Genomic DNA, 12,658 nt, shown 5'->3' on the forward strand with positions numbered 1-12,658 from the left:
GCATGGCCGCTGATCATGTTTTCCGTGGCAGCGACGATGAAGTGCAGCTCCACTTGCGGCTTGAGGGCGGCTAGGGCCCGTGCAGCTCCCAAAACTGCCGCTGCTCCCCCCATATCGGTTTTCATCATGGCGATGCTGCGGGAGTCGGTTTTGATGTTCAGCCCACCGGAATCGAAGGTCAGCCCCTTGCCCACCAGGGCCAATTTGGTAACAGGATCCCCTTGTGGCGGCTTGTAGGTGAGGTGGATAAACTGGGGCGGCAGATCAGAGGCTTTGGCCACACCCAAAAAAGCCCCCATCCCCAGAGCTTCGCATTCTTCCTGTCCCAGAATCTCCACCTCTAGACCATATTCCTGGGCCAGTTGGCGGGCGGTATCGGCCAGGGCAAGAGGAGTAACAATGTTGGCGGGGGCAGCCACCAATTCCCGAGCCAAGATGGTTCCTGCGGCCATCTCAATGGCCCGCCGCAGCGCGGCCTCGTAGTCAGAACGGGCCTGGGCCAACCCCGGCACCAAGAGAGTTACTTCCTGCACAGAAAAGCTGTTTTCCTCTTCCCCTTTGGCTGAAGATTTAAACCGATTGTCCCGGTGCGCCACCAGTAGGCAGGCTTCGGCCACCGCCTGAACCACGCGCACCCGATCCAACCCCGTCTCCGGCAAAGACAGCATCACCTGCTTGGCTTTTAAGCTGTGAGCCTGGCGCAGGCCGTTGGCTGTGGCCCGTCGTAGGGCTTCTAGCGTTAGGGCCGCGGGATCCCCTAGCCCCACCAACACCAGTTTGCGGATCTCTCCTGTCAGGCGCAGGGCAACACTGCTATTCGGCTTCCCCTGAAACCCCTGCTCCTGAACGGTTTCCGCCACCAGCCCTGACCACGCCTTTTCATCCCAAGAGGCGATCTCAGGGGGCAGAGGAAAGCGGCCATTCCCGCCGGAAGCGGCAAAGCAATAGACCAGGGCACATTCCCCTTGAGTGAGTGGCGGCTCGCTAAGATGAAGCTGCATGAGAAACCCTTGACCAAGCTGTTGACAGCAGATCCTCAGTCTATCTAATTTTGCCGGCTCTTAGGGCGAGGGATCCCCCCTCTAGTGGGCGGGCCGGAAGATCCCGAAGCAGGAAGTGTAGCCGTGTAAAAAGGTGGATCCCCCAACGGGGCCGATCTCACCATTGCAAAAGAACCCCCCCAAGGGCAGCTCTCCAAGCAATTCCCGAAACCGTTGCGAGTCAAAATCGGGAGTGCCGTACAGGCCCTTGCCTCGCCCCAAACAGGAGAACATCAACGCCCCACAAGGCTCCGGCCTCGGTTGAGAGGGGCTTTGCCTCAAGTTGCGCTCGGCACAATAGCGGCTGAGGGCCCAACGCAGATCTTCTGCCGAAGTCTGGGCATCCCGCAGATGAAATTGCACCGTCTGGCCAGGGCGCACCTGATCCCCGATGGCCAGCGCCCCCACGCGCGGATCAACGCCCAAGATTACGCGAATGAGGAAATCTCCCGGCGTCGGCTCCGACTTGAACTCATCCATCAGCAGGCCGATGAAGAGAGAGTGGCGGGCCAATCGCTGATCCACGGGACTGAGCCGCTCTGCCAAGTCCTGCAAAACCGCTAGAGGAGGGCGACCCTCCAAGCCAAGAATCACATTCCCCTCTGCTTCCGTCACCCGCAAGGGATCCCCAATGGGGCGACACCCCTGGGCCACCACTGCATCCAGCACCACATTGCCGTAGAGCGCTAGCCCCACTGTGCCCTCTCGGTACAGCTCCCGCCGAGGTGTGAGGGTACGCGCATCCAGCAAAAACAGAGCATTGCCCCGAGGGCCGCGGCCCCCACTGGCCAATCCCCCCACTTTGACGGATCCCGGATAGGCGAAATCCAACCCCTGCAGCAACTCTGAGATGCCAGAGGAAAATCCATCGGCCAAGAGCAGAAAATGAGGCTTGCTCTGCGGCGAAACCCCAACACAATCGATCCAAGCAGAAGGAGCCGCATCCAAGTCCGGCAATTGGTTCCCCCGCAGATGAAAAGGATGCAGCACCACCTCCGGCATGACCGCCAAAGACAAGGAGAGAGCCGGGCCATCCTCAATTTCATGCCCGCCACCCACAATGCCACCCCCGGAGCAGCCGATCAAAACGTCCACCTCCAGCAGCTCCGACAGCAATGGCAACACCCGGATGTATTCGCTGGCAAAGGCCGCCGACACAAACAAAACCCCCAAGTTGGGCCGCAGAGGCTGAGAGGGAACATACCCTGTCAGCAGCCCCGGCAACCCACCGGATCCCACCGTCTGCACCTGCCGACTCAGGACACTTTTCAGTTGGGCTGCCTGAAGCTTGGCCTTGGCTTCCTCCACCACCTGCCGCAGAGCCGCTTCTAGGGAAGGGAGCTGGGAGAGCGCGTTCACCCACTGCATCGGCGTGTTCCTACGGTCTGGAGTTTGCTGTCTTTAGGCTAGCAATTTATGGCCGGGCTGGCTGTTCTGCACGGTCTCTGTTCAAGACAGGATCAGGGCAGATAAGGCCGGGGATCCACAGGCGCGCCCCCGCCGGGGCGGACTTCAAAGTGCAGATGCGGCCCTGTGCTCCAGCCAGTGCTGCCGCGGCTCATGATTGTCTGCCCCTGCTGCACGTACTGGCCTGTGGAAACGTAAATCTGATGGCCGTGGGCATAGCGAGTAACAATTCCGTTGGGATGGCGGATATCCACCCGATTGCCGTAGCCATCCCCGCCATTCCCCGCAAAGATCACCACTCCCTCCTGAACGGCTACAATGGGGGATCCCACGGGGCCAGGAATATCTACCCCTGCATGAAGGCGACCGCGACGGTAGCCAAAGCCAGAGGTGATTTGCCCGGAGACCGGCCAGATAAACCCACTGCTGCGGGCCTGAGGAGGAGCTGGAGGGGGCGCTGGCGGCGCTGGCCGAGCTTGTGGCTGGCTCTGAGCTCGTCGGGCAGGAGCAGGGGTGGGCTGCGTACCCGGCGCCGGAATCGTAAGGCGTTGGCCAATGCGCAGCCAGTGGGGATTGCGCAAGTTGTTGGCTTGAATAATGGATCGCTGAGTTACCCCATAGCGGGCGGCGATCCGTTCGATGGTGTCACCGGCTCCAACTGTGTGGGTCAGGGATCCACCGGCCAAGAGGGCCTGCCGTTCTTGTTCCATTTGCTGGGCCCGGCGTTGCTGCTCCGCCTGTAATCGAGCTTGGGCTTCGGCTTGGCGTTGGGCTTCCTCCTCTTGCTGGCGGCGCTCTTCCTCTTCGCGAGCTTTCTGGGCAGCGATCATCTCCTTCTGACGCTGGATCAACTCGCCCACATCGCCGGGGATGAGCAGGCGTTGGCCAATGCGCAGATATTCCGGGCGATCCAGAGGAGTCGCTTCGATAATCCGCTGCTGGGGAACTCGGTAGCGGTTGGCAATGTCCTCCAGTGTGTCTCCCTGCTTGACGGTGTAGATCAATCCCGGCTGGCTGGGGATGAGGAGAACTTGCCCCGGCTTCAGCTCAGTACTGGCCTGAATACCATTGGAGACGGTGATGGCAGCCGCGTCGAGCTGATACATCTGGGTCAGTTGCCAGAGGGTTTCCCCCGGCTGAATTTCATGCTCCAGAATGCCTCTGGGCCCTTCTCCTGTCGGGATTCGCCCTTCTGCGAAGGCTTGGCGCAGCTGCTCCTTTTTCCGCTCGTAGTTTTGCTGCAGAGCGCCAGATAGCGTATGCACAGAGGGTGGGATCGGCTCTACCGCCGGAGACAGGGGGCGATTCAACTGTCGCTGCTGTAGGGTAGCGACTCCGGCCAAGCCCAGCATCAGCAAAAGACCAGTGGCCCAAGCCGGATATCCCCGACGCGCAGGAGCAGAATCCCCCGGCTCTGGATGGGCTGTCTCAGGCTCGGTTGGGCACCTGGGGGTGGCCGGCAGCTGCTCTTCCCCAGCTTCTGCGCAGGGATCCGCCTCCAGCTTCAGAAGCCATACCAGGCCCGTTAAGCTGAGAGAGAGGGCCAAACCAACCCATCTTGGCTTCGACCGCCCAGAGAGAGGGGCTGGAGCCCACTCCAGAAGATAGGTTTCCTCGGCAGATGAATCCGCAGAAGTCCAGGACTGTTCTGAAGGGATCCCTGCCGAGCCCTTTGGGGGTGGGGGGGAAAGGGTGCTCACGGCAGCACCGCGGAAATCCAGCTCCCCGTTTTGGGGATTGGGGAAAGTGGGTTTTAAAGGCATCCTCACACCAACAGGCTGACACTAGAGTGCAAGAGAAGAAGATGTCAAAATGAGGGGCATAAGCCCCTTGGCACCGAGCACCCCAGGGGTGACTCAAGCGGGGGTGGAGCTCGCTAATGAACAGGCTGGCTCGCACTCAGGTTAGAGTACCGTAGTTAACAAATCTAGACAAGTCTTGGCAGGTAATTTCAGCCACAATGCTTGCCTCACAATGGTTCCAGCCCTTGGCTCGTTGAGATTTTGTCGAGCCTCATCCGATTCAAGACAAAGTGCGCCATCGTCTTTTTTTGGAAGACAAAGCCTGTTTTGCTGTAGCTGAAACTACAAACTAGGGATACCCATGGATTTGGTTGTCTACAACACATTGACTCGCCGCAAGGAAGTGTTTCAGCCGCTGGCAGCAGGTGGATCTCAATCCGTTTCCGTCGGCAATTCCCAGGGATCTGCAGCTCCAGTTGCGGAGGAGAAGCCCCTGGTGCGGATGTATGTCTGTGGTGTAACGGTTTACGACCTCTGCCACCTCGGCCATGCGCGTACCTACGTGGTTTGGGACATGGTGCGTCGCTACTTGGAGTGGCGCGGCTACCGAGTGAAGTATGTGCAGAATTTTACCGATGTGGACGACAAGATCCTCAAGCGGGCGTTGGAACGTGGCGAATCCATGCAAGCGGTGGCGGAGCGCTTCATCGCCGAATATTTCCAGGACATGGATCGCCTGAACATCAAGCGGGCCGATCTCTACCCGAGGGCAACGCAATCGCTGCAAGCCATGTTCCAGTTGATCCAATCTTTGGAGCTCAAAGGCTTTGCCTACCGGGTACGGGATCCCATTCGACACCAGACCGACCCGTCTTCCCTCCTGCAAGCGGGACACCAGCCAGAGACCCCCGCCTCTGTTCAGTACTCTGTTTACTACTCTGTCCGCAAATTCCCGGATTACGGCCAGCTATCCGGTCGAAAACTGGAGGAGATGGAGGCGGGAGCCAGTGGCCGGGTAGGAGAAGAAGGAGCCGACAAACAGGATCCCTTCGACTTTGCCCTTTGGAAAGCGGCCCCCCCTTCTGAGCCGGGGTTTGCCTCCCCTTGGGGTTGGGGGCGACCGGGCTGGCACATCGAATGTTCCGCCATGGTGCGGGAGACCCTGGGAGATCACATCGACATTCACGCCGGCGGGGCAGATTTGATTTTCCCCCACCACGAAAATGAGCTGGCCCAATCGGAGCCAATCACCGGCAAGCCGATGGCCAAGTACTGGATGCACAACGGTTTTCTCAACATCAACGGCGAGAAAATGTCCAAATCTTTGGGCAACTTCACCACCCTGCGACAGGCCCTCGCCGTCTATCACCCCATGGCCTTGCGGCTGTTTCTGTTGCAGACCCACTACCGTAGCCCCATAGATCTCACCGAGGCAGCCATGCAGGCGGCTAGCCGTGGCTGGGAAACCCTCCAGAAAGGGATCCACTGTGCCCAGCACTTCTGCAAAGAAGAAAAGGGATCCCCTGATGCTGAGGCCATGCAAGCCTTTCAAGCTGCTATGGACGATGATTTTGGCACCCCTGAAGCGCTGGCTATCGCCTTTGAATTGGCCAAAGAACTCACCCGCGAACACAACCTGTTCACCCATCAAGGCCAAACCCATCTGGAGCCCCAGGCCCTCAAACAAAAAAGCGCTGCCTTGCTGGAGATTTTGGCTACTTTGGGATTCTGTTGGCCCTCATTCTCTGAATTCGAGGGATCCAAAGAAGCAGCTACAAATGGGGAACTTAACTTTAAAAAAATCGAGGAGCTGATCGCGCAGCGCTCGGCAGCCCGCAAGGCCAAAAACTTTGCCGAAGCCGATCGCATTCGGGATCAGTTGAAAGCCTTCGGCATCACCCTCATCGATCAAAAAGATGGCACCACCCGTTGGCTGCGAGAATAGGGGTTGAGGAGCATTCCTCGGGCTCATTCAAAATGGATATGGCTGTAACCTAGGGGCTCAGAGGGGCAAAGTGCTTCTCCCTTCGTTTGGGTTGCTGGAAAAGTTCGGCTAGAGTCAGATCAGTGACTGTGTCAACGTCTCGGCGGATCTCAATGCTTTCTCCAGCTACCGCGCAAACTGATCTGAGTCCCATCGATCTGGATCGCCTGCTTACCCCTGAGATTCAGCGGCCGGCCCGCTACTTGGGCAAAGAGTTTGGCGCCGTCCACCGTCCTTGGGATTCGGCACGGGTGCGTTGGGTGCTGAGCTATCCAGAGTTGTACGAGGTGGGAGCTTCCAACCTAGGCCACCTCATCCTTTACAACATCCTCAACGCCCAGCCGGATCAACTGTGTGACCGCACCTACTTGCCAGGCCCGGATCTGGCGGCCCGCCTGCGGCAGTTGGGGATCCCCCTCTTTGCCGTGGAGTCCCGCCGCCCTCTGCGCGCTTTCCATATCATTGGCTTCAGCCTGGCTTACGAGCTGGGGGGCACCAACATCCTGGAGATGCTGGACCTAGCCGGGATCCCGCTCAAGTGGTGGGAGCGGCAGCCCTTTACCCCGGAAGAGTGCCCTCTGATCTTTGCCGGCGGGCCAACCGCCACCTCCAACCCAGAGCCTTTTGCCGACTTTTTCGATTTCTTCGTCTTCGGAGATGGGGAAGAGGTGCTGCCGGAAATTGGCCAAGTGCTGGCCGGATCCCTGTCCAAGCCCCGCCGAGAGGTCTTGCTGGAGCTGGCCCAGGTGCCGGGGGTGTACGTGCCCCAGTTTTACGAGGGGATCCCACCGCGGCCCATCGTGCCTGGGGTGCCGGAGCGCATCCGCCGTCGGGTGGCCCTGCCTCAACCCCAATACTCCGTCGGCCTGGTGCCTTTGGTGGAAACCGTCCACGACCGCCTGGTGATGGAAGTGCGGCGGGGCTGCACACGGGGCTGCCGATTTTGCCAGCCGGGAATGCTTACCCGCCCAGCGCGGGATGTGGATCCGGAAGCAGTGGTGGAGGCTGTGGTGCAGGGCTTGCGCAAGACCGGCTACAACGAATTTTCCCTCTCTTCTCTCAGTTGCTCCGACTACCTTTCCCTGCCGGCGGTGGGAGCGGAGCTGCACAACCGTCTCCTCAGAGAACACATTGCCCTTTCCCTGCCCAGCCAGCGGGTGGATCGCTTTGATGAGCAAATTGCCGCCATCATGAAGGGATCCCGCCGCTCCGGCCTCACCTTTGCCCCCGAAGCTGGCACGCAACGGCTGCGGGACATCATCAACAAGGGCCTCACCGATGCCGACTTGATTCGCGGCATTCGCACCGCCGTCCAAGAGGGCTGGGACAAAATCAAGCTCTATTTCATGATTGGCCTGCCCGGCGAGACCGACGCCGATGTCCTGGGGATCGCCCGCACCGTCGAGATGCTGCAGCGAGAATGTGCAGCCCTGGGTCGCAAGCGGGTGGAATTTACCCTCACCCTCTCCAACTTCACCCCCAAGCCCCACACCCCCTTCCAGTGGCACCGGGTAGACTATGCCGACGTGCAGCGGAAGCAGGCCCTGCTGCAGAAGGAGCTGCGGCAGCTACGGGGAGTCAAGGCCCACTTCACCGATATCCGCTTCAGCATCCTGGAAGACTTCATCGGCAAAGGGGATCGTTCCCTAGGCCGCATGATCGAGCGGGCCTGGCGGGCCGGTGCCGGCATGGATGCCTGGTGGGAAAGCATCGACGCCGCCTACGCTGCCTGGGTGAGGGCCTACTGCGGCGAAGAGGTGGATCCTGCCGCCGATCCGGTCGCCCTCTGCGCCCATCTCCCCATCCGGGAATTGGGCCTGGAGGATCCCTTGCCCTGGGATCACATCGATACCGGCATCGACAAAAAATGGCTGCAAAAAGACTACCGCCGCGCCCTGGAAGCCCTCACCGTGGAAGACTGCTCCTTCGAGGGCTGCTCCGCCTGCGGCATCTGCGGCCCCGGCTTCGGCCACAACATCGTCATTCCCCCTCCGCCCGTCCCGCCCCTGCAGAGCAAACCCACCCCCACCCCGGATCCCCTGGAGCCGGAGCCACCTGCCCAGCGTTTCCGCATCACCTACGGCAAAACCGGGGATCTGCGCTGGCTGGGCCACCTGGATCTCATGCGCCTGTGGGAACGGGCCTGTCGGCGAGCGGGGTTACCTCTGGCCTTCAGCGGCGGCTACCACCCCATGCCCCGCCTGGCCAACGCCAACGCTCTGCCCATTGGCCAGGAAGGCTATGGCGAAATCCTGGATCTGGAGCTGCTGGATCGGCCTGAAGGTCCTCTGACGCCTGAGAAACTGCGCGCCCTTCTGAGCGAACAGCTGCCCCCGGAGATCCCCATCCAAGCCGTCCAAGAAATTAGCCTTCGGGATCCCTCGGCCACCGCAGCCGTTTACGCCGCCGAATATCAGCTTACGGTGAGCTGCGAGTTGCCCAAAGCCGTTCACGGCAGCGGGACGGAGTCCTCTTGGCCTGCCTGGGTCACCCAGATCCTAGACGCGCAGGAAATCTGGATTGAAAAAACCTCCAAGTCTGGCAAGTCCTCTCCCTTCAATGCCCGCGCCCTGCTTTACTACCTAGAGTTTCAGGGCCTGACCCCCGAGGGCAGCGCTTGCCTCCTTTACCGGGGCAGTTGCCGCAACGACGGCGCCTACCTGAGGCCCACCCATCTGGTTCAAATGGCCGAGTCATTGGGGTTGCCCCGCTGGACATTGCAGACGGCAAAGCGGCTGCGTCTGTTGTGGGAGAACCCCCTAGCCGATCCAGATTGAGCACTTCCTCTGGGAGCAACCCAAGGGCTAAGGGTCTGTCTGGGCTGAGGGATCCCACAAGCGCTATAATGCTGCTATTGCTGGCTCCTGCCGCTGTGGGGCTCGCCAAGCATCAACTTGACCAAGGGCGGGGTGAGCAGCAGGCAAAAGCTGGGCCGGATTCTGGAATGGAGACACTCTTAACTCAGTACCCAGGGCAGGTAACAGGCGTGATGGGGTCGAGTCGATAGGTGCAACAGAAAAGTGTGCCTCTTCGACCTAGCCCAGATCTAACCAGAAAATTTTACCCTGAGAAGGTGCTTCTTTCCGCGCGCAAACCCTGTCTTGTTGTGGACTATCGCTACGCGACGCTTTCGCGAACAGGCTGGGCCGCACAACTGGGGTTCTGCAATGGGCCAGCGTTCGATCTCCCGAGGCGGAGCCGTCTTGCTCCCTGAGCCTATCGATTGAGCCCATCCATGAATCTCCATGCAAACCTCACCGAATCCATTCATCCCATCCGATGAGTTTTCCTTCCAATCAGCAGAAGCCCCCCGCTGTACCCACCAGAGCCAGCATTGGGTAGTTCACATGCACTTAAACTCGCCTCACCCATTGGAGAGCAAACAAAGCCAAGCGTCAAAGCAGAGCTGAGGGTAATGGACAGCCCCATGATGAGTCAATCCTGGTCAAAGAAACTTAAGCAGATCCCAGCAAAAGGACAACACCTCGCCAGAATGAGGGTTCAACCCGTAACCGCGTGCCCTTGGGGCGGGGAGGGAAGTTAATGCCCAGGCAGATTGTCATTGCCGAGCAACATCGAGTGGCAGCCGTCTTCGCCGAAGATCAAGTGCAGGAGCTGATCGTCGCCAGCGGCGCTCACCAAGTGGGAGACGTTTACGTCGGAATCATCGAGAACGTTCTGCCCAGCATCGATGCCGCTTTCGTCAACATCGGCCCTGCAGAGCGCAATGGGTTTATCCACGTCAGCGACCTGGGCCCGCTGCGCCTCAAGCGAAGTCATGCCTCGATTTCTGAGCTGGTCTTGCCGCACCAAAAGGTGCTGGTACAGGTGATGAAAGAGCCTACCGGCAACAAAGGGCCAAGGCTTACCGGAGATTTGGCCTTTCCAGGGCGGTATTTGGTGTTGCGACCCTACGGAAAAGGCGTTCATCTGTCCCGCCGCATCGAGGATCGAGAAGAACGCAACCGTTTGAAGTCGCTGGCCATTTTGATTAAACCCCCGCAGATGGGCCTGTTGGTGCGCACCGAAGCGGAAGGTGTGTCCGAAGAAGCGATGATCGACGACCTGGAGCAATTGAAGAAACTCTGGGAAGATATTCAACAGCAGTATCAGGCAGCACGGGGGCCGGGGCTACTCAACCGGGATGACGACTTTATTCAGCGGGTGCTGCGGGATGTTTACTCCGACGATGTGAACCGTATTGTGACCGACTCTGCGGCAGGAGCGAAGCGAGTCCGTAGCTATCTGCAGGGCTGGAACAAGGGCCAAATGCCCCCCGGTGTCGTTGTCGATGCCCACCGCGAGCCCACCCCCATTCTGGAGTATTTTCGGGTCAACGCGGTTATTCGGCAGGCGCTGCGGCCACGGGTGGATCTGCCCTCTGGTGGCTACATCATCATCGAGCCCACCGAGGCCCTGACGGTAATTGATGTTAACTCGGGCTCCTTCACCCAATCGGCCACTTCTCGGGAGACAGTGCTGTGGACAAACTGTGAGGCGGCTACCGAGATTGCCCGCCAATTGAGGCTGCGCAACATTGCCGGTGTGATTGTGGTGGACTTCATCGATATGGATTCCCGCCGCGACCAGTTGCTGGTTTTGGAGCATTTTAACAAGGCCCTCTCCAGCGACAAAGCTCGCCCACAGGTGGTCCAACTGTCGGAATTGGGGCTGGTGGAGCTCACCCGCAAACGGCAGGGGCAAAGCCTTTACGAGATCTTCGGCCATTCTTGCCCTACCTGTGAGGGGCTGGGGATCCTAGCCCGCTTGCCGGGGGCCGAGCCAGGGCATCTGTTAACAATAGAAAGCGGCCTGACGGTAACGCTACCCACCGAGGCGGAAGGAGGGGATGAGGAAGAGGCCGGCCCGATCCTGCCCCGCGATGGCAACCCCCAACGGGCACGCCTGCGAGTGGGGAGCGATGGGCTGTCTCGAGGCGATAGCCGTGCGCTGCTGCGGCGGTCGCGCTCTGCCCCCGGACAACGACGCCCCAGCCCGGATCCCTTTACGACTTCAGACGATCTGGAGGAAGAGCCACGGGTTGAAACGGGACGCAAGCGTCCCCGTGAAGACTGGGGGGATCCCCGCACTGGCCAGCGCCTCGTTGCCCGGAGCCTGGATACTCCTGTAGAAGAGGAAGCCCCAGAGCCGATGCAACTGCCAGGGGGCGGAGCAGACCTAAAGCGTCAAGAACCCCGCCGTTCTGGCCCTGGGGAAGAGGCAGAATCCGCCTCACGCAAAGATCACACTTCCCCAGCCCGCACCGTTCGCGCCAGCGGGACGGAGTCCTCAGAAGGCCGTCCGGCTCCGGTACGGCAAACCGTCACCGTGGAGATGACCCCGTTACAACAACGGGTCTACTCGGAGTTGGGGCTGTCGCCGCTGTTGCTGCTTGACCAGCCGCCGCCTTGGGGCCGAGACACGGCGGTTAGGGTGGTTCTGCCGGGAACTCTAGAGGCGGAAAGTCCGCCCAGGATGGAGACTGAGGCAACTTCTCAGACAGAGGAGTTTGCACCCGAACCGGATGCCTTGCAGGAGAAGGAGCCGCTGGATACCGTTTCTCCACCCGAACCCTCGGAACCCGAAATCTCCTCTGCTGAATCGTTCCCGTCAGCCGTGCAGAGCAGCTTGGCCGAGCCAGCCGCGGAACTGGGGATCAGCCCTGCCCAGCAATCTCCAGCAGCCTCCAGGCGACGGCGCTCCCGCAGCAGTTAGGCGCTGCTCTCAAGCCCAGGGGCAGGCATGGGAGTATGGTGGAGCGGGCAAGGCCGAGTTTGATCTGGGAGGGATCCCTTTGGCAGCAGGGGATCCTGCGGGTGGCGGGGGTGGATGAGGTGGGGCGGGGAGCCCTGGCTGGGCCAGTGGTGGCGGCGGCGGTAATTTTGCCGGCCCAGATGGATCCCAAAGAACTGGAGGGAGTGAGGGATTCCAAACAACTGCGTCCGCAGCAACGCGCTCAATGGGCGGAACGGATTCGGCAGGTGGCTTTGGCTGTGGGCGTTGGCAGTGCCTCTGCTGCTGAGATCGACCGGCTCAACATTCGCCAGGCCACGGTGCTAGCCATGCAGCGGGCTTTGGCCAAGTTGGATCCAATCGAACACATTTTGCTGGATGGATTGCCGCTGGCCGAGCTGGGATCCCGGCAAACGGCCCTGGTCAAGGGGGATCACATCAGCCTCTCCATTGCCGCTGCTTCAGTTGTGGCCAAAGTCTGGCGAGATGCCTTGATGCAGAGCTGGGATCGGCAGTACCCCGGCTACGGCTGGCGCACCAACGCTGGCTATGGCACGCGGGAGCACCGACTGGCGTTGCAGAACTTGGGGCCCACCCCGCAGCACCGCCGCAGCTTTGCCCCCTTGGCAGAACTGAAAGTCAGCAGATATGATGGTTAATGCAGTTGCATTGCCCACGTAGCTCAGTGGACTAGAGCACTGGGTTCCGGTCCCAGGTGTCGGAGGTTCGAATCCTTTCGTGGGCGTCTTCAG

Annotated in this window: 7 protein-coding genes and 1 tRNA gene; 5 read left to right on the forward strand and 3 right to left on the reverse strand. The window is 60.3% G+C overall.

All coding sequences use genetic code 11. The features are described from left to right. From NW820_RS04740 to NW820_RS04750, 3 genes are all read right to left on the reverse strand, one after another. The coding region (locus tag NW820_RS04740) for a M17 family peptidase N-terminal domain-containing protein (RefSeq protein WP_414406826.1) at positions 1-1,001 on the reverse strand (1,001 nt) is incomplete at its 3' end. 81 nt (positions 1,002-1,082) lie between these two features. Continuing rightward, positions 1,083-2,408 carry an FIST N-terminal domain-containing protein gene (locus NW820_RS04745; RefSeq protein ID WP_414406827.1) on the reverse strand — a complete coding sequence of 442 codons (1,326 nt, stop codon included), beginning with the start codon at positions 2,406-2,408 and terminating at the stop codon, positions 1,083-1,085. A 92-nt stretch (positions 2,409-2,500) separates the two neighbouring features. Next, positions 2,501-3,994 carry a LysM peptidoglycan-binding domain-containing protein gene (locus NW820_RS04750; RefSeq protein WP_414406828.1) on the reverse strand — a complete coding sequence of 498 codons (1,494 nt, stop codon included), beginning with the start codon at positions 3,992-3,994 and terminating at the stop codon, positions 2,501-2,503. A gap of 556 nt (positions 3,995-4,550) precedes the next feature. Between NW820_RS04750 and cysS the strand changes: the two genes are divergently transcribed. From cysS to NW820_RS04775, 5 genes are all read left to right on the forward strand, one after another. Then, complete coding sequence (cysS, locus tag NW820_RS04755; RefSeq protein ID WP_414406829.1) at positions 4,551-6,134, forward strand: cysteine--tRNA ligase; 1,584 nt, start codon at positions 4,551-4,553, stop codon at positions 6,132-6,134. A gap of 152 nt (positions 6,135-6,286) precedes the next feature. Next, positions 6,287-8,950, forward strand: coding sequence for a TIGR03960 family B12-binding radical SAM protein (locus tag NW820_RS04760; protein ID WP_414406830.1), 2,664 nt, complete (start codon positions 6,287-6,289; stop codon positions 8,948-8,950). Between the two features lie 766 nt (positions 8,951-9,716). Then, a complete protein-coding gene (locus NW820_RS04765) occupies positions 9,717-11,888 on the forward strand; it encodes an Rne/Rng family ribonuclease (RefSeq protein WP_414406831.1) in 2,172 nt (723 codons plus the stop codon). Between the two features lie 35 nt (positions 11,889-11,923). Beyond that, a complete protein-coding gene (locus tag NW820_RS04770) occupies positions 11,924-12,565 on the forward strand; it encodes a ribonuclease HII (RefSeq protein WP_011433421.1) in 642 nt (213 codons plus the stop codon). A gap of 12 nt (positions 12,566-12,577) precedes the next feature. Further along, a tRNA-Arg gene (locus tag NW820_RS04775) sits at positions 12,578-12,651 on the forward strand. The last annotated feature ends 7 nt before the right edge of the window (positions 12,652-12,658 follow it).

The organism is Synechococcus sp. R55.7, assembly GCF_047461955.1.
Lineage (GTDB): Bacteria > Cyanobacteriota > Cyanobacteriia > Thermostichales > Thermostichaceae > Thermostichus.

Bases quoted from the DNA above. Each gene is read 5' to 3' on its own strand.
- NW820_RS04745 (WP_414406827.1), bottom strand. From the start codon at position 2,408: ATGCAGTGGGTGAACGCGCTCTCCCAGCTCCCTTCCCTAGAAGCGGCT.
- cysS (WP_414406829.1), top strand. From the start codon at position 4,551: ATGGATTTGGTTGTCTACAACACATTGACTCGCCGCAAGGAAGTGTTT.
- NW820_RS04760 (WP_414406830.1), top strand. From the start codon at position 6,287: ATGCTTTCTCCAGCTACCGCGCAAACTGATCTGAGTCCCATCGATCTG.
- NW820_RS04765 (WP_414406831.1), top strand. From the start codon at position 9,717: ATGCCCAGGCAGATTGTCATTGCCGAGCAACATCGAGTGGCAGCCGTC.
- NW820_RS04770 (WP_011433421.1), top strand. From the start codon at position 11,924: ATGGTGGAGCGGGCAAGGCCGAGTTTGATCTGGGAGGGATCCCTTTGG.